This is a genomic window from Pseudomonas sp. SDO5271_S396 (assembly GCF_054071795.1).
The window spans coordinates 153,444-168,834 of record NZ_JBSVWB010000001.1 but is presented as its reverse complement, the minus strand read 5'-3'; the positions used below and the strand labels follow the sequence as shown (position 1 = coordinate 168,834).

19 protein-coding genes are annotated in these 15,391 nt (G+C 61.5%); 12 read left to right on the top strand and 7 right to left on the bottom strand.

Going from position 1 to position 15,391, the window contains the following annotated elements; translation table 11 throughout:
• Positions 1 to 18 precede the first annotated feature (18 nt).
• The gene (locus ACW9IN_RS00765) at positions 19 to 1,761 is read left to right on the top strand and encodes an ABC transporter substrate-binding protein (RefSeq protein ID WP_457364074.1); all 1,743 of its coding nucleotides are present in this window, start codon (positions 19 to 21) and stop codon (positions 1,759 to 1,761) included.
• 229 nt (positions 1,762 to 1,990) lie between these two features.
• On the opposite strand, the gene ACW9IN_RS00760 is transcribed toward ACW9IN_RS00765, so the two are convergent.
• Positions 1,991 to 2,887 carry an AraC family transcriptional regulator N-terminal domain-containing protein gene (locus ACW9IN_RS00760; RefSeq protein ID WP_457364073.1) on the bottom strand — a complete coding sequence of 299 codons (897 nt, stop codon included), beginning with the start codon at positions 2,885 to 2,887 and terminating at the stop codon, positions 1,991 to 1,993.
• 138 nt (positions 2,888 to 3,025) lie between these two features.
• Here ACW9IN_RS00760 and ACW9IN_RS00755 point away from each other — a divergent pair, with 138 nt between their 5' ends.
• The 4 genes from ACW9IN_RS00755 to ACW9IN_RS00740 are packed head-to-tail and all read left to right on the top strand — an operon-like array spanning position 3,026 to position 5,627.
• Positions 3,026 to 3,769, top strand: a complete 744-nt coding sequence (locus ACW9IN_RS00755) for an SDR family NAD(P)-dependent oxidoreductase (RefSeq protein WP_457364072.1) — start codon at positions 3,026 to 3,028, stop codon at positions 3,767 to 3,769.
• 16 nt (positions 3,770 to 3,785) lie between these two features.
• Complete coding sequence (locus ACW9IN_RS00750) at positions 3,786 to 4,187, top strand: VOC family protein (protein WP_457364071.1); 402 nt, start codon at positions 3,786 to 3,788, stop codon at positions 4,185 to 4,187.
• Positions 4,184 to 5,143: a saccharopine dehydrogenase family protein gene (locus ACW9IN_RS00745; RefSeq protein ID WP_457364070.1), complete on the top strand. Its 960-nt coding sequence runs from the start codon at positions 4,184 to 4,186 to the stop codon at positions 5,141 to 5,143. The genes ACW9IN_RS00750 and ACW9IN_RS00745 overlap by 4 nt, the downstream gene beginning before the upstream one ends.
• A 19-nt stretch (positions 5,144 to 5,162) precedes the next feature.
• Positions 5,163 to 5,627 (top strand): nuclear transport factor 2 family protein, encoded by a 465-nt coding sequence (locus ACW9IN_RS00740; protein ID WP_457364069.1) that lies wholly within the window; start codon positions 5,163 to 5,165, stop codon positions 5,625 to 5,627.
• Positions 5,628 to 5,685: 58 nt separating this feature from the next.
• Here the strand turns inward: ACW9IN_RS00740 and ACW9IN_RS00735 are convergent, their stop codons facing one another.
• The gene (locus tag ACW9IN_RS00735; RefSeq protein ID WP_457364068.1) at positions 5,686 to 5,808 is read right to left on the bottom strand and encodes a hypothetical protein; all 123 of its coding nucleotides are present in this window, start codon (positions 5,806 to 5,808) and stop codon (positions 5,686 to 5,688) included.
• Positions 5,809 to 5,955: 147 nt separating this feature from the next.
• Here ACW9IN_RS00735 and ACW9IN_RS00730 point away from each other — a divergent pair, with 147 nt between their 5' ends.
• Positions 5,956 to 6,705: an SDR family NAD(P)-dependent oxidoreductase gene (locus ACW9IN_RS00730; RefSeq protein ID WP_457364067.1), complete on the top strand. Its 750-nt coding sequence runs from the start codon at positions 5,956 to 5,958 to the stop codon at positions 6,703 to 6,705.
• On the opposite strand, the gene ACW9IN_RS00725 is transcribed toward ACW9IN_RS00730, so the two are convergent.
• Positions 6,706 to 7,134: a hypothetical protein gene (locus ACW9IN_RS00725; RefSeq protein WP_457364066.1), complete on the bottom strand. Its 429-nt coding sequence runs from the start codon at positions 7,132 to 7,134 to the stop codon at positions 6,706 to 6,708.
• A 163-nt stretch (positions 7,135 to 7,297) separates the two neighbouring features.
• On the opposite strand from ACW9IN_RS00725, the gene ACW9IN_RS00720 reads away from it, so the two are divergent.
• Entirely contained in the window at positions 7,298 to 8,311 is a 1,014-nt protein-coding gene (locus ACW9IN_RS00720; RefSeq protein ID WP_457364065.1) for an ABC transporter substrate-binding protein, read from the top strand.
• Positions 8,312 to 8,407: 96 nt separating this feature from the next.
• Here ACW9IN_RS00720 and ACW9IN_RS00715 read toward each other — a convergent pair whose 3' ends face one another.
• Positions 8,408 to 9,196 carry an AraC family transcriptional regulator gene (locus tag ACW9IN_RS00715; protein WP_457364064.1) on the bottom strand — a complete coding sequence of 263 codons (789 nt, stop codon included), beginning with the start codon at positions 9,194 to 9,196 and terminating at the stop codon, positions 8,408 to 8,410.
• An 85-nt stretch (positions 9,197 to 9,281) separates the two neighbouring features.
• Between ACW9IN_RS00715 and ACW9IN_RS00710 the strand changes: the two genes are divergently transcribed.
• From ACW9IN_RS00710 to ACW9IN_RS00700, 3 genes are all read left to right on the top strand, one after another.
• Positions 9,282 to 10,280, top strand: coding sequence for a bile acid:sodium symporter family protein (locus ACW9IN_RS00710; RefSeq protein WP_457364063.1), 999 nt, complete (start codon positions 9,282 to 9,284; stop codon positions 10,278 to 10,280).
• 87 nt (positions 10,281 to 10,367) lie between these two features.
• Positions 10,368 to 11,552 (top strand): sugar transporter, encoded by a 1,185-nt coding sequence (locus ACW9IN_RS00705; protein ID WP_457364062.1) that lies wholly within the window; start codon positions 10,368 to 10,370, stop codon positions 11,550 to 11,552.
• Positions 11,553 to 11,563: 11 nt separating this feature from the next.
• A complete protein-coding gene (locus ACW9IN_RS00700; protein WP_457364061.1) occupies positions 11,564 to 11,923 on the top strand; it encodes a lysozyme inhibitor LprI family protein in 360 nt (119 codons plus the stop codon).
• 18 nt (positions 11,924 to 11,941) lie between these two features.
• On the opposite strand, the gene nadS is transcribed toward ACW9IN_RS00700, so the two are convergent.
• A complete protein-coding gene (gene nadS, locus ACW9IN_RS00695) occupies positions 11,942 to 12,229 on the bottom strand; it encodes a NadS family protein (protein WP_457364060.1) in 288 nt (95 codons plus the stop codon).
• A gap of 2 nt (positions 12,230 to 12,231) precedes the next feature.
• Positions 12,232 to 12,546 carry a type II toxin-antitoxin system RelE/ParE family toxin gene (locus ACW9IN_RS00690; RefSeq protein WP_457364059.1) on the bottom strand — a complete coding sequence of 105 codons (315 nt, stop codon included), beginning with the start codon at positions 12,544 to 12,546 and terminating at the stop codon, positions 12,232 to 12,234.
• Positions 12,547 to 12,826: 280 nt separating this feature from the next.
• On the opposite strand from ACW9IN_RS00690, the gene ACW9IN_RS00685 reads away from it, so the two are divergent.
• On the top strand, positions 12,827 to 13,522 hold the full coding sequence (locus tag ACW9IN_RS00685; protein ID WP_457364058.1) for a hypothetical protein: 696 nt from the start codon (positions 12,827 to 12,829) through the stop codon (positions 13,520 to 13,522).
• Complete coding sequence (locus ACW9IN_RS00680; RefSeq protein ID WP_457364057.1) at positions 13,519 to 14,418, top strand: hypothetical protein; 900 nt, start codon at positions 13,519 to 13,521, stop codon at positions 14,416 to 14,418. The genes ACW9IN_RS00685 and ACW9IN_RS00680 overlap by 4 nt, the downstream gene beginning before the upstream one ends.
• Before the next feature lie 32 nt (positions 14,419 to 14,450).
• Here ACW9IN_RS00680 and tal read toward each other — a convergent pair whose 3' ends face one another.
• Entirely contained in the window at positions 14,451 to 15,374 is a 924-nt protein-coding gene (gene tal, locus ACW9IN_RS00675) for a transaldolase (protein ID WP_457364056.1), read from the bottom strand.
• Positions 15,375 to 15,391: the final 17 nt, after the last annotated feature.

The window sequence follows — 15,391 nt, the reverse complement described above, 5'->3', positions numbered from 1 at the left end:
AACAACCAGGAGGTCTCTATGTTCGATAAAAACAATAAGCTGCGACATAGCATTTCATTGGCCGCCGTACTGGCCCTCAGCGGTTTGAGCGCAGCGGCCTGGGCCGATGCGTATGAAGATGCCGCAAAAAAATGGATTGGCAGCGAGTTCAAGCCGTCCACCCTCACGGCCGAGCAGCAGCTCGCGGAGCTCAAGTGGTTCATCAAGGCCGCCGAGCCGTTTCGTGGGATGAAGATCAATGTGGTGTCGGAAACCCTCACCACCCACGAATACGAGTCCAAGGTGCTGGCCAAGGCCTTCAGCGAAATCACCGGCATCACCCTGACCCACGACCTGCTGCAGGAAGGCGACGTGGTGGAGAAACTGCAGACCCAGATGCAGTCCGACAAGAATATCTATGACGGCTGGGTCAACGACTCGGACCTGATCGGTACGCACTTTCGCTATGGCAAGACCGAATCCATCACCGACCTGATGGCCAACGAAGGCAAGGACTTCACCTCGCCGACCCTGGACATCAAGGACTTTATCGGCATCTCGTTCACCACCGCGCCGGACGGCAAAATCTACCAACTGCCCGACCAGCAGTTCGCCAACCTCTATTGGTTCCGCGCGGATTGGTTCGAGCGTGCGGATCTGAAAGCCAAGTTCAAGGAAAAATACGGCTACGAGCTGGGCGTGCCGGTGAATTGGTCTGCCTACGAAGATATCGCCAAATTCTTCAGCGAAGACGTCAAGGAAATCGACGGCAAGCGCGTGTACGGGCACATGGACTACGGCAAGAAAGACCCATCCCTGGGCTGGCGCTTCACCGATGCCTGGTTCTCCATGGCCGGCGGCGGCGACAAAGGGCTGCCCAACGGCCTGCCGGTGGACGAGTGGGGCATTCGCGTTGAGGACTGCCACCCGGTGGGCTCCAGCGTCACCCGTGGCGGCGACACCAACGGCCCGGCTGCGGTATTCGCCACCCAGAAATACGTGGACTGGATGAAAGCCTATGCGCCACCGGAAGCGGCGGGCATGACCTTCTCCGAATCCGGCCCGGTGCCGTCCCAGGGCAACATCGCCCAGCAGATCTTCTGGTACACCGCGTTCACCGCCGACATGACCAAGCCGGGCCTGCCGGTGGTGAATGCCGACGGCACGCCGAAGTGGCGCATGGCGCCATCGCCGGTCGGACCGTACTGGGAAAAGGGTATGAAAAAGGGCTACCAGGACGTAGGTTCCTGGACCTTCCTCAAGTCGACGCCTGAGAAACAGAAGCTCGCGGCCTGGCTCTACGCGCAGTTCGTCACCTCGAAAACCGTCTCGTTGAAGAAAACCATCGTCGGCCTGACGCCGATTCGCGAGTCGGACATCAACTCCCAAGCGATGACGGACATGGCGCCGAAACTCGGTGGCCTGGTGGAGTTCTACCGCAGCCCGGCCCGGGTGGAGTGGACCCCGACCGGTACCAACGTGCCGGACTACCCACGTCTGGCACAACTGTGGTGGAGCAATATCGCGGCGGCGGCCAGCGGCGAGAAAACCCCGCAACAGGCGCTGGACAACCTGGCCAAGGAGCAGGACGCGATCATGACGCGCCTGGAACGCTCCAAGGTGCAACCGGTGTGCGGCCCGAAAATGAACCCCGAGCGTGACGCGCAATACTGGTTCGACCAGCCTGGCGCGCCGAAGCCGAAACTGGCCAACGAGAAGCCGAAAGGCGAGACCGTGGCGTACGGCGATCTGCTCAAGCAGTGGGAGGCGGCGCGTAAGTAACCCTGTAAATCCACCGGGGCCTGTGATGAACGGGCCCTTGTGAATCAACCCCTTTGATGAATGGAGTTAATTGTGGTGAGCGGGCTCGTCCCGCGCCGGGCTGCGCAGCAGCCCCAACAAGGTCACCGCGTTTTTTCAGATAAAACTCAGTGGCAGGTTTCAGGGCCGCTACGCGCCCAGCGCAGGACAAGCCTGCTCACCTCAGTAGATCCTGCTCAACCCATTAGGCCTATTCCAGGATGTGGCCTTTAGTCGCTGCCAAAATCCGCGCCGTATCCCGCGCCGGCGGCAACCCGAATACCCGCGCATAGTCCCGACTGAACTGGGTCGGGCTTTCATACCCCACCTCGAACGCCGCGCTGGTCACACTGCTTGCGCTGGCCACCATCAAGGTACGCGCCTGCAACAATCGCACGCGTTTCTGGTACTGCAACGGGCTCAAATTGGTGACCGCCTTGAAGTGCCGATGAAATGCCGAAACACTCATCGCCGCCGCCTGGGCCAGCGCTTCCACGCGGATCGGTTCGGCAAAGTCGCGACGAATCCACTGAATTGCCCGGCTGACCCGCGCCATGGCGGTGTCCGGCGCGGCAATTTCGCGCAGCATCCAGCCGTGGGGGCCTTGCAATACGTGGTAGAGAATTTCCCGCTCATAGACCGGCGCCAACGCGGCAATCGCGACCGGGTCACCCATCAGGCGCAACATGCGCACCCAGGCATCCATCAAGGCCGGCGTGACGGCGGCCACTGAAAAACCGGCGTCCTGTTCGCAACGCCCGCCGGGGGGCGGCAGGTCATTGAGCAGGGTGGTCAGCACGGCGGGGTCCAGGGTCAGACTCACCGCCAGGTACGGCTCACCGGTACTGGCCGGGTTCACCACGCCCACGGCTGGCAGCTCGATGGACATCACAAAGTACGTCGCCGGATCGTAATGCAGGGTGCGGTCGCCCACGGTCATGCACTTACTGCCTTGCAGGATCAGGTTGATCATCGGCTCATACACCGCTGCAAGCAGATGCTCCGGAACCGCGCCCTGGACCATCGCCACGCGGGGGATGCCGGTCTCGGTGCGGCGGTTTTCGGCGCTGGCGGCCAGGGTACGCAATTCGATCAGCTGAGTATTCATGGGGGCCATGCTGTTCCTTCCGACGGCCCATACGCAAGCAAAAAGCAGAAACAGGCAGGATTGGAGTAGGAACGGCTGCGTTCGAGAGTCAGACGATGGCTAATGTGGGCACTCAACTTTTCAGCAGCGGAGCAAGCCATGGGCGTTATCGTAATCACCGGAGGCAGCCGCGGCATCGGTGCCAGTACCGCCGAGCTGTGCGCTCGTCAGGGGCATGGCGTGATTCTCACCTACAACCGCAATCCGGAGGCGGCGCAGGCGGTGGTCCAGCGCATAGAAACGGGCGGCGGGAAAGCGGCGGCGTTGAAATTGGACGTTGGCGCGGTCAGCACCTTCGCGGCCTTTCGTGATGCCGTGGCGCATGCCCTGCACAGCACCTGGGGCGTTAGCAGTCTGAGCGGTCTGGTGAACAACGCCGGTCATGGTTTGTTCAACCCCCTTGAGTCGGTGACCGAGGTGCAGTTCGACGACCTGTTCAACGTGCATCTCAAAGGCCCGTTCTTCCTCACTCAAACCTTGTTGCCGCTGCTGGAAGCACACGCCGGCATCGTCAACCTCACCAGCGCCACCACTCGTGTTGCCACGGCGGGTGTCGCGCCGTACGCCGCGTTCAAAGGCGGCCTGGATGTGCTGACTCGCTACATGGCCAAGGAGTTCGGTGAGCGACGCATCCGCGCCAATGCGGTGTCCCCCGGCGCAATCCGCACCGAATTGGGTGGCGGCTTGAACGATGAGTTCGAAGCGCTGTTGGCCGGGCAAACCGCCCTCGGCCGTGTAGGCGAACCGGAAGACGTGGCACGGGTCATCGCTATGCTGCTGTCGGAAGAAGGCCGCTGGATCAATGCCCAGACCCTCGAAGTCGCCGGCGGCTACATCATCTGAATCAGGAGGCCATAGCATGCTGGATCATCTGTTTATCTCGGTGAGTGATATCCAACGTTCCATTCGTTTCTACGAGGCTGTCCTGAAACCCCTGGGCATCACCGCACGGCTGGACTATGCCGGCAAGGACGGTCCGCCTGGGCATCCGGATCTGAAAGGTTTTGGCGCCAACGGTCGGATGTTCTTCTGGCTGCGCGAAGGCGTGGTGGAAGGGCGCGCAGTGCATGTGGGCTTTGTCGCCAACAATCACGCCGAAGTGGAAAACGCCTACGCCGCTGCCCTGGAAAACGGTGCTACCGACAACGGTGCGCCGGGCGCACGCCTGCACTATCACCCCGACTACTACGCTGCCAATGTCCTTGACCCGGACGGCTACAGCCTCGAATTCGTCTACAAGAACTGGCAGCACACCGCATGAAAACCCTGATGATCTACGGCGCCACCGGCTACACCGGACGCATGGCGGCGCAACACGCGAAACACCTTGGGCTGAACCTGGTGCTGGCCGGCCGCAACGCCGAACGCCTGGCGTCCCTGGCCGTTGAACTGGACGCGCCTTGCCGCGTCTTCACGACGGATGCTGCTCAGTTGGAAGGAATCGACGTCCTGCGCAATTTCGCCGGCCCTTTCGCCCAGACTGCCGGAGCCCTGATGCGTGCCTGCATTGCTAATGGCACCGATTACCTGGACATCACCGCCGAAATCAATGTGTACCGCCTTGCCGAACAACTCGGCGCCGAAGCGGATGTGATGTTACTGCCCGGAGTGGGCTGGGACGTGGTGCCCACCGACTGTCTGGCCATGCACGTTGCCAGTCGTGTGCAGACGCCGCAGTCGATAAAAATCGCCCTGCAGGTGCCTGGCGCTATGTCCCGCGGGTCGGCCATGAGCGTTGGCGAGATCATCGGCGCCGGCGTCATGGCGCGAATCGAGGGTGAACTGGTGGCCACACCGGATGCCCAGTCTCAGCACCTGGACTTTGGTGACGGACTCGCACTGTGTACGCCGCTGTCGTTCGGTGACCTGGTGACGGCCTGGCACTCCAGCGCCATCCCAAATATTTCCATGTTCGTGCACATCAGCGGCGAAGCCTTCCCGGAAGGCGACCTGTCGCTGCTGCCCGACGGCCCCACCCAGGCCCAGCGCGACGCCCATCGCGCACGCGCCGTGGCTGAAGTCACCGGCATCAATGGTTCGGTGGCGCGCTCGGTCATCGAGACCGTCAACGGCTACAGCTACACCCCGCTGGCCGCCGTGGAAGCTGCACGCCGTGTACTCGACGGCGAACGCCGTTCCGGCTTCGAAACCCCGGCAAAGCTGTTCGGCGTGGGTTTTGCCCAGACGATTTTCGGTACGCAGATCATCGATTACTAACGCCACAGGAATTGCACCCATGACGTCTACTGAGTTTCAAACCACCGCCGACACGTTCGCGGTGATCGACACGCTGCATCGCTTCGCTGCAGGCATCGACCAGAACGATTCGGCCTTGCTCGCCTCGGTATTCACCGACACTGCCGTGTCGGATTTCCGCCCGGCTGCCGCCAAGGCTGGCTTTGAATACCCTGTGCTGGAAGGCCGTGACACCATCGTCGCCGCGCTGTCGGGGGCGCTCAGCCAGCTCGATACCACGCACTCGGTGAGCAACGCACGGGTGACGCTGGAAGGTGACAGCGCCCGCCTGGATGCGTTGGTGGAGGCGCAGCATGTGCCGCAAAGCGATCCGACGCGGCACTATCTGATGAAAAACCGTTATGACGTTGAGTTGGTCAGGGAGGCAAACGTCTGGCTGATCCGGCGGGTGACGGTGGATAACGTCTGGCGTTCCGGTGATCCGACGGTACTGGCTGGGGTTTAGCGTACCGAGCAGCTTTGCTTCCTGTGGTGAGCGAGCAAGCTCGTTCACCACAACAGCGTCAGGCCGGGCTTTTGAACCGGGCCGCGTCCTTCACCGGTGGCAAACCAAACAGCCGCGCATATTCGCGACTGTTCTCGGCGCGCATCACAAGGTGGCGCAGCTCATCCAGGTCGTCGTTCATGCCGCGACCTTGAGGCAGGTCGACGGGCAAAGCAAGCCGGATGAGAAGAATAGGCAAGCATGGGAGAAGAACCGGCAACCGGCATTCCTGTGGCGGGCCGAATACTGGTGGCAGGCGACATCACTCAACCTTGGGAAGACTGGAATCATGAAGCTTGACGGAAAAATTGCAGTGGTCACCGGTGCCTCGAAAGGCATCGGTGCAGGGATCGCGAAAGGCCTGGCGGCAGCCGGCGCGACGGTGGTGGTCAATTACGCCACCAGTAAAACCGACGCCGACGCAGTGGTTGCGCATATCCAGCAGCACGGGGGCAAAGCGAGCAGTGTGCAGGCGGACATGAGTGTGGGCGGCGACGTTACGCGGCTGTTCGCAGCGATCGGTGAGCAATTCGGCACGTTGGATATCCTGGTCAACAACGCCGGCGTCGCGGTGTTCCAGATGATTGAAGAGTTGACCGAAGACGCCTTCCACCAGCAGTTCAATCTCAACGTGCTGGGCTATCTGCTGGCGGCCCGGGAAGCCGTGAAGTTGCTGGGGCAGGGCGGCAGCATCATCAATATCAGCTCCATCCTCAGCACCGACCCGTACCTGGCTTCCAGCGTGTATTCGGCCACCAAGGGCGCGGTGGACACGCTGACCTTCGCCCTGGCGCGGGAGCTGGGGCCAAAGGGGATTCGGGTCAACTCGATTCTGCCGGGCCATACCAACACACCCGCCACCGACGGCAATTTTGCCGGCGGGTTTGGCGAGTCGCTGATCGCTGGTACGCCGCTTGGGCGCTTCGGTGAGCCGGAAGATATCGCCCCGCTCGCCGTGTTCCTCGCTTCCGAAGAGGCGCATTGGGTGACCGGCGAATCTATCCGCGCTTCCGGTGGTGTGCGGGGTGTTGGTTACTGATCACGCCGTCTGCGGTTGGATCTGCAATTCGCTTTCAACGTCCTTGACCAACCCACTGGCCAGGAACAGCGGCACCAGGCGTTTATGCAGTTGCGGCTCGACGAACTCCTTCACCGTTTCCAGCGCCAGCGCGCCGCTCAACGGCAGCTCGGCCTTGGTGTACGACAACCATGCTTTCTTCAGTGCCTGCAACACGTCGCTGCCCGCCGTGGAGGCGAAGCGGCGGTGGGTGGGTTTGCCGTCGAAGGTGAAGGTGTGCTGGAACGCGTAGCCGGCTTCATCACCCTGGCTTTCACCACAACGGATGCAGGTGCACGAACCGTCGCCGAAGGCGCTGCGCAGGTAGCTGTTGAAGTCCACCACGGGTTTGAGTGACAGGCGCTTATCGACTTCGAACAGGTCTCCGGTCATTTTTTCGTCAGTGTTCAACGTCCATTTCCTCGCTGGCAGGCTGTGTATCAAAGCGCGGCACAATACCAGCCAGGCGCCGTTTTGTGGGCGATTTGCATAACAATAGATCCCGATATTCTTTTCCCGTCTTAAAAATCGTGGCTACCCTCGCTCACCTTCTCAAACGTGCGGCAGACCTCCCATGACTTTCAAGCGCTCCTCCCTGTCTCTCCTGGCGGCCTCGCTGGCCGCCGCCAGTGCCTTGCTGAGCCCCGGTGCCCAGGCCGAAGGCAAGATCAGCATCGCCCAGCAATTCGGCATCGGCTACCTGATCCTCGATGTGGTGCGCGACCAGCACCTGATCGAGAAACACGGCAAGGAGCAAGGGCTGGACATCAAGGTCGAGTGGAACAGCATTTCCGGCGCCACCGCGATGAACGAGTCGTTGCTGGCCGGCGCGCTGGATGTGGTTTCGGCGGGTGTGCCACCGATGCTCACCCTGTGGGACCGCACCAAGGGCAAGCAGAACGTCAAGGCCATCGCGTCCCTGGGTTCGATGCCCAACTACCTGCTGACCAACAACCCCAACGTCAAGACCCTCAAGGACTTCAGCGAGAAGGACCGTATTGCCGTGCCGGCGGCGGGCGTGGGTTTCCAGTCGCGTACCTTGCAGATCGAAACCGCCAAGCAGTTCGGCAACGACCAATACAAGAAATTCGACGATATCTCCATCAGCCTCGCTCACCCGGATGCCACGGCGGCGCTGATCGCCGGTGGCTCGGAGATCAATGCGCACTTTTCCAGCCCGCCGTTCCAGTACCAGGAACTGCTCAACCCCAACGTGCACAAGGTGCTCAGTTCCTACGACATCCTCGGCGGGCAGGCGACGTTCAACGTGCTCTACACCACGCAGAAATTCCACGACGAAAACCCCAAGACGTACAAGGCGTTCTATGACGCCCTGGCCGAAGCCGAGAAGATCATCAAGGCGGACAAACCCGCGGCGGCCAAGGCGTATATCCGTGTAGAAGACTCCAAGCTGCCGCTGGACCTGGTGGAAAAAATCGTCCAGGACCCGGAAATCGACTTCACCGTGGTGCCGCAGCGCACCTACATCTACGCCGAGAAACTGCAGGAATTGGGTGTGTTGAAAAACAAGGCGGCCAGCTGGAAGGACTACTTCTTCGAAGAGGCCCATGGCGGGAATGGCAGCTAAGCCTTCCCAGGCGTTTGGAATGCAGTCAGAAATGTGGGGCAGGCAAGCCCCACATTGAGTCTCTGGCGCTGGCAAGAAAGTGCCCGGCACGATGAATCAGCGGAAAAACTCACCCGGGGTGGCGTCGAATTGCTGGCGAAACGCATTGATAAACGCCGAGGTCGATTCATATCCGCATCCCAGCGCCACATCCGTGACCCGTTCGCCTTGCTCAAGGGCGGGCAGGGCGGTCAGCAGGCGCAGGCGCTGGCGCCAGGCGCGAAACGTCAAGCCGGTGTCGCTCAGGAACAACCGGCTCAGGGTTTTCTCGCTGACACCCAGTTTATGGCTCCACTGGCCCAGCGTGGTCTGTTGCTCGGGGTGTGAATTCAGGCTGCGATAGATCTGCCGCAGACGTGGATCCAGCGGCAAGGGCAGCATCAGGTCGACTTGCGGCGCCGCTGCCAACTGGTCCAGCACCACCTGGGCCAGGCGCCCGTCGGGGCCATCTTCGGCATATTCCACCGGCAACTGGCTGAAGCTGCGGATCAGCTCGCGCAGCAGGCTGCTTACTTCCAGCACATGGCAGCGCTCGGCGGCCCAGGCGGTGACGCTGCAATCCAGGTACAGGCTGCGCATCTCGGTATGGGGCGAGCTGAATACCCGATGCGGCACGCCCGCCGGGATCCACACTGCACGTTGGGGCGGGGCGACGAAACGTCCGACGCTGGTCTGGATTTCCAACACCCCGGAAATCGCGTAGGACAGCTGCACCCACGGGTGGCTGTGCCGGCGGGTCAGTGCGCGATTGGGCAAGGATTCGGTGCGTCCATACACCGGCCTTGGCAGGCTGGAGAGCCCGGGGACACTGCGGCGGACGGTTTTGTCATGTCCTTTAGGCGGCATTTACTGGCTCATTGGCGTTAGTCGGTAGCAGGCCGTTACGTTAGAGTCGCGGCGATGCTCTTGGCAACCCCTGGAAGATTTGCTTATGACCCGCCCGCGTTTTTTGCCTGACAATTTCACCCTGACGCTGATCGCCACGGTGGTTCTCGCCTCCCTGTTGCCCGCCAGCGGCCAGACCGCCGTGGCCTTCGGCTGGGTGACCAACCTGGCCATCGCGCTGCTGTTTTTCCTGCACGGCGCCAAACTGTCCCGCGAGGCCATTCTTGCCGGTGCCGGCCACTGGCGCCTGCACCTGCTGGTGTTCAGCCTGACCTTCGTGCTCTTCCCGCTGCTGGGCCTGGCGCTCAAGCCGGTGCTGTCGCCGCTGATCGGCAAAGACCTGTACATGGGCATGCTGTACCTCTGCGCCTTGCCGGCCACGGTGCAATCGGCGATTGCCTTCACCTCCCTGGCGCGCGGCAATATCCCGGCGGCGATCTGCAGCGCGGCGGCGTCGAGCCTGTTCGGTATTTTCCTTACGCCGTTGCTGGTGACCTTGCTGCTCAATGTGCATGGCGATGGCGGCTCGACCGTCGACGCCATCGTGAAGATCAGCGTGCAACTGTTGCTGCCGTTTGTCGCAGGGCAAATTGCCCGGCGCTGGATCGGTGCCTGGGTGGGGCGCAATAAAGCCTGGCTGAAGTTCGTCGACCAGGGTTCGATCCTGCTGGTGGTCTACGGCGCGTTCAGCGAAGCGGTCAACGAAGGCATCTGGCACCAGATTCCGCTGTGGGAACTGGGCGGCCTGGTGGTGGCGTGCTGTGTGCTGCTGGGGCTGGTGCTGGTGGCGTCGACCGTCCTGGGCAAGGCGTTCGGGTTTAATCAGGAAGACCGCATCACTATCTTGTTCTGCGGTTCCAAGAAAAGCCTGGCGACCGGGGTGCCGATGGCACAGGTGCTGTTCGCCGGGGCGACCATGGGCGTGTTGATCCTGCCGCTGATGCTGTTTCACCAGATTCAGTTGATGGTCTGCGCGGCACTGGCGCAGCGATATGCCAAGCGACCGGAGTCGATTCCGGAGTTGATGGGGCAGGTCGATCCCTGACGCGGCGTGTTACTATTTTTCGGCGCTGCTCAAGGGTCGGCACTGGGCCGGCTTGATCAGCGCTGAAACCGAGTACGACAGCCGTCAATGAGCATTTCCGCCGCAACGCCCCAAGCCAACTGGCAACCGGTCATCGCTCTCGCGTTGGCCGCCTTTGTATTCAATACCACCGAATTCGTCCCCGTCGGGCTGCTCAGCGCCATTGGCGCCAGCTTCGACATGCCCATCGCCAGCGTCGGCCTGATGCTCACCATCTATGCGTGGATCGTGTCCCTGACCTCGCTGCCGGTGATGCTGCTGACTCGCAACGTCGAGCGGCGCAAGCTGCTGATCGTACTGTTCGGCCTGTTTATCGCCAGCCATGTGCTGTCCAGCATCGCCACCAGCTTTGGCATTCTGATGCTCAGCCGGGTCGGCATCGCACTGTCCCATGCGTTGTTCTGGTCGATCACCGCGTCCCTGGCAGTGCGCCTGGCGCCGGAGGACAAGCAGGTTCAGGCCCTGGGCCTGCTGGCGACCGGCACATCGCTGGCGATGGTCCTAGGTATTCCCCTCGGCCGTCTGCTTGGCGAAGCCATGGGCTGGCGCACCACGTTCCTGGTGATTGGCGCCTTCGCCGCCGGCCTGGTGTTCTGGCTGGCGCGCACCTTGCCGCTGCTGCCCAGTCAGAACTCCGGGTCGCTGCGCAGCCTGCCGCTGCTGTTCAAGCGCCCGGCGCTGGTGGCGCTTTACGTGCTGACCGCCATGACGGTCACCGCGCAATTCACCGCCTACAGCTACATTGAACCGTTCGTTGAAGGTGTCGCCGGCATGGGCGGCAACGCCGTGACCCTGATCCTGTTGGTGTTTGGTGGCGCGGGCATTATCGGCTCGCTGTTGTTCAGCCTGGTGCACCGCTTCAATCCCCATCTATTCGTGGTCAGCACGGTGTTCCTGCTGGCAGCGTGCCTGGCGCTGTTGCTGCCGTTGAGCGGGGCCGAGTCGTACCTGGTCATCCTCGCCGTGTTCTGGGGCATGGCCATCATGGGCTTCGGCCTGGCGATGCAATCCAAGGTGCTGGTGCTGGCCCCGGACGCCACCGACGTGGCCATGGCGATGTTTTCCGGCATCTACAACATCGGCATCGGCGGCGGTGCCCTGATGGGCAGTTGGGTCGGCAGCCACTTCGGTTTTGCCTGGGTCGGCGTTGCCGGCGGCTTGTTGGCGGCGCTGGCATTGATCGGTTATTGCCTGGCTATACACCGCTACGGGCAGGGTGTAGCACGCCATTGAGGAGTCAATCCGTGATCAACAAATCCGCTGTTTTCGCGATTCTGGCCAGTGCGTCCGCACTGCTGCTCAGCCCTTCCAGCTCTGCTGCGAGCTTCGATTGCGCAAAGGCCAAGACGCCCGACGAAATCGCCATCTGCACCCACCTCAAGCTCAACGACCAGGACGTCACCCTGGCGTTGCTCTACGACCTGAGCAAACACTTCATGGCCATGGGCGGGCGCGATGCCTTGATGGACGGGCAAGCCGCCTGGCTCAAGCAACGTCGTGCCTGTGGTGCGAAAGTCAGTTGCCTGGGCGATGCCTATACCCAAAGAATCGGCGTGTTGCGCGGGTTCATCGATGAGCGGGTGATGACAAAAGGGCCGTTTTGAGACGGCCCGTTACCGGCCTCAGATGGCCAAGGCGTTGAGCACATGCACAGGGTCGTTATGGATGGCCCGAAGTAAAGCCTTGGCGGGGCCCGTCGGCTCCCTGCGGCCTTGTTCCCAATTGCGTAGCGTACCGATTTGAACGTCGATCATCGCAGCGAATTTAGCTTGGGTCAGGCCGGTAGCCTTGCGTATTTCTTTGACTTGAAGCGCGTTGACGACAAATTCGCGGGAGGGCTGACGCTCACCTCGGACGATTTCATCCATCTGTTGCACGCTTTCCATCAGCTCATCAAAGAATTTGCTCATGGTTATCTCCAGTGTTCGATGACGGCTTTCAGTGCTTTGCGCTCACCGTTTGTCAGGTCTTGCTGTTCGTTCTTTGTGTAGATCATCAATAACGCGATTTTAGAGGCCGTTACAAAGTGGTAGTAGATTACCCGGGCGCCTCCACGCTTGCCGTGGCCCTTTGCGGCGACTCGGATCTTTCGTATGCCGCCTGTCCCTTCAATCACATCTCCAGCGGTCGGGTTCACCATCAGTGCTACCTGCAGGGTCAGGTAAGCATCGTGATTCATAAGCTCCGTTATTCGCCGGGTAAAAATAGGGGTCTCAATAAAAATCATAGCAAATGTACGCCATTGACTTACTCAAGGGCAATGCTAGTTCAGCTTCGGCTGCAACTCTTCTTCCAGTTGTAAGCAGGTTTTAGGGCAAAGAAAGCGGCAACCAGCGCTTGCGCGAGCTACGACCACTGGTCGCTTCACACCCACCCCATAGTTATTAAGTTGACGCCATTTTCCCTGCCTTTTAATATCGCCAGCCAGTGATGGCAAGGTGATATCTTTTTTCGCCCGCCACCACCCACACTGCTGATAAACCTCTCTCCCCTAAAAGGATTTTCCCGTGGGATTTCGCGCGTTCCGTAACTGCGTTGCCTTGATGCTCGTCTGCTCCGGCCTGTTTGGCTGTGCCGCCAATATCCAGAAACCCATCGAGCTCGACTCGCAGTTCTGGGCTGACAAGAACCAGACCATCGGGGTGGCCATGACCCCGCTGCCGCCGTCGGAGCTGGTACTGGGCGGTAACCAGGGCCTGCTGGACCTGGCTATCAACAAGGGCATCAACAGCAAGCTCAGCACCCAGGTCAGCACCTGGAAGCTGCAAGACACCGCGAGCATTCCCGATGAGATCGTCGCCAAACTGGTGGCCAAGGGTTACAAGGCCAAGCGCATCGACGAGACGGTGGATATCAAGCAATTCAAGGAAAACAAATTCCGCGAAGGTTATTTCGGTCGCGACCTGACGCCCCTGCAAGCCAAGTACGGGGTTGATCGTCTGCTGCTGATTTCCTACACCGCCAGCGGCGCTTACCGCACCTACTACAGTGTGGTGCCGACCAGCGTGCCGACGCCACAAGTGGGCGGCATGGGCCTGGTCATCGACCTGCATGACAACCACATGCTCTGGTACAAACCGTTCGCAGTGACGCAGCCGGCCCAGGGCGAGTGGGATCAACCCAACTACAACAACCTGTCCAATGCCTACTACCAGGCCGTGGACAGCAGCCGCCAACTGGTCATCACGCCGTTCGCCCAATGAAGCGGGCAGGCGGTGTCCTGCTGATCGCCACTCACTTGCTGCTGGGCGGCTGTGCCCAGCAGCAGGTTGCAGAGCCGAGCTTCAACACGCCCTCCGCACAGTCTTACCTCAATGCCCACGGCGCCAAGGTCGAAGTGCGGTTGCCGAAGGAAGGGCTGGTCAGCGCCTCGATGGTGATCGACAGCAAGAACGCACAGAACGCAGCCCAGGTCAGTGACAACGTCACGCGCAGTGCGGTGCAGGCCGGCGGTGTGGTGGGGTTGCTGATCGCCAGTGCCATCAACACCCGTACCGGCGTCGGTGCGCTGGAGCGCGATGCACGCACCAGTGCCGAAAACGATGCCCGTCCGATGGTGGCGCTGCTCGGTGAGCAGAACCTCGATGAGGTGTTCACCCGGCGTTATCGCGATAGCAGTGTGGCGGCGGGAATTCCGGCGGCGCAAGGGCAGGTCAGCGGGTTGCTGTTGATCGAGCCGCGCCTGATGCTCAGTGCCGACCGTGGCAGTTTCATGCTGATCAACCGCGTGCAGGTCCAGGACATCGCCGGCTCCGTGCTGTACCAGCGTCGGGTTGAAGTGGTGGGGCAGCCTTTCCGCAGTTGCGGTGCGCAATGCATCGACGACGGGCGCCTGGAAGCGGCCAAGGTGAACGAACAACTGGAGCGCTGCATCGAGGAATCCATGCGCGTCGTGGCACAGGATCTGCGCGCCGCCGACAGTGACGCGCAGGGCACCGAACAAACCGTGCGCTACGTGCTCGACGGCCGCCGCGTGGTCGAGCGCGGACGGTTGTTGCCTTCCGCGGGTGTCTATCACCGTTATCGCAACCTGGATGGCGCGATCAAGTCAGTGCCCATCCCGTTCGAGAACGTCGCGTCCCAAAGCGTTTCACCGTAAACGCCCCCCCGGGATCAGGGGGGCGTCTGCCGTCAGGCGTTGCCCAGCAGCTGTTCGAGCTTTTCCTGATCCCGCGCGAACTGGCGAATGCCTTCGGCGAGTTTTTCGGTGGCCATCGCATCTTCATTTGACGCCCAGCGGAACTGCGCTTCGTCCAGTTGCAGGCGTGCTTCGCCCGTGGCACCCGGCACCAGTCTGCGTTCCAGCGTGCCGTTGTCTTCGGCCAGTTTTTGCAGCAGGTCCGGGCTGATGGTCAGGCGGTCGCAACCCGCCAACTGTTCGATCTGGCTGAGGGTGCGGAAGCTGGCGCCCATCACCACCGTTGGAATGGCGTTGGCCTTGTAGTAGTTGTAGATGCGTGTCACCGACTGCACGCCCGGATCATCCGCGCCGGTGTAGTCCAGGCCGGTGTTCTTGCGGTACCAGTCGTAGATGCGACCCACGAACGGCGAGATCAGGAACACCCCGGCATCGGCGCAGGCCGCGGCCTGGGCGAAGGAGAACAGCAAGGTGAGGTTGGTCTGGATGCCGGCCTTTTCCAGGCGCTCGGCGGTGCGGATGCCTTCCCAGGTCGAGGCCAGCTTGATCAGTACGCGGTCGCGGCCGATGCCGGCCTGGTCGTACAGGGCGATCAACTGGTTGGCCTTGGCCCACAGCGCTTCTTCGTCGAACGACAGGCGCGCGTCGACTTCGGTGGAGATGCGCCCCGGAATCACCTTGAGAATCCCGGCCCCCACCGACACCGCGAAATGATCGCACGCCACGTCCACATCACCCTTGGCATGGGCCACGGCGCTGCGCAGCAGTTCGGCGTATTCGGGAATGGCGGCGGCCTTGAGCAGCAGCGATGGGTTGGTGGTAGCGTCCACCGGACGCAGGCGGCTGATGGCCTCCAGATCGCCGGTGTCGCAGACCACGGTGGTGAATTGCTTGAGTTGTTCGAGCTTGGACGTCATGGGCGGCAGTCTCCTGA

Coding starts and splice junctions, on each gene's coding strand:
- ACW9IN_RS00765 (WP_457364074.1), top strand. CDS start 19: ATGTTCGATAAAAACAATAAGCTGCGACATAGCATTTCATTGGCCGCC.
- ACW9IN_RS00760 (WP_457364073.1), bottom strand. CDS start 2,887: ATGAATACTCAGCTGATCGAATTGCGTACCCTGGCCGCCAGCGCCGAA.
- ACW9IN_RS00755 (WP_457364072.1), top strand. CDS start 3,026: ATGGGCGTTATCGTAATCACCGGAGGCAGCCGCGGCATCGGTGCCAGT.
- ACW9IN_RS00750 (WP_457364071.1), top strand. CDS start 3,786: ATGCTGGATCATCTGTTTATCTCGGTGAGTGATATCCAACGTTCCATT.
- ACW9IN_RS00745 (WP_457364070.1), top strand. CDS start 4,184: ATGAAAACCCTGATGATCTACGGCGCCACCGGCTACACCGGACGCATG.
- ACW9IN_RS00740 (WP_457364069.1), top strand. CDS start 5,163: ATGACGTCTACTGAGTTTCAAACCACCGCCGACACGTTCGCGGTGATC.
- ACW9IN_RS00735 (WP_457364068.1), bottom strand. CDS start 5,808: ATGAACGACGACCTGGATGAGCTGCGCCACCTTGTGATGCGCGCCGAG.
- ACW9IN_RS00730 (WP_457364067.1), top strand. CDS start 5,956: ATGAAGCTTGACGGAAAAATTGCAGTGGTCACCGGTGCCTCGAAAGGC.
- ACW9IN_RS00720 (WP_457364065.1), top strand. CDS start 7,298: ATGACTTTCAAGCGCTCCTCCCTGTCTCTCCTGGCGGCCTCGCTGGCC.
- ACW9IN_RS00715 (WP_457364064.1), bottom strand. CDS start 9,196: ATGCCGCCTAAAGGACATGACAAAACCGTCCGCCGCAGTGTCCCCGGG.
- ACW9IN_RS00710 (WP_457364063.1), top strand. CDS start 9,282: ATGACCCGCCCGCGTTTTTTGCCTGACAATTTCACCCTGACGCTGATC.
- ACW9IN_RS00705 (WP_457364062.1), top strand. CDS start 10,368: ATGAGCATTTCCGCCGCAACGCCCCAAGCCAACTGGCAACCGGTCATC.
- nadS (WP_457364060.1), bottom strand. CDS start 12,229: ATGAGCAAATTCTTTGATGAGCTGATGGAAAGCGTGCAACAGATGGAT.
- ACW9IN_RS00690 (WP_457364059.1), bottom strand. CDS start 12,546: ATGATTTTTATTGAGACCCCTATTTTTACCCGGCGAATAACGGAGCTT.
- ACW9IN_RS00680 (WP_457364057.1), top strand. CDS start 13,519: ATGAAGCGGGCAGGCGGTGTCCTGCTGATCGCCACTCACTTGCTGCTG.
- tal (WP_457364056.1), bottom strand. CDS start 15,374: ATGACGTCCAAGCTCGAACAACTCAAGCAATTCACCACCGTGGTCTGC.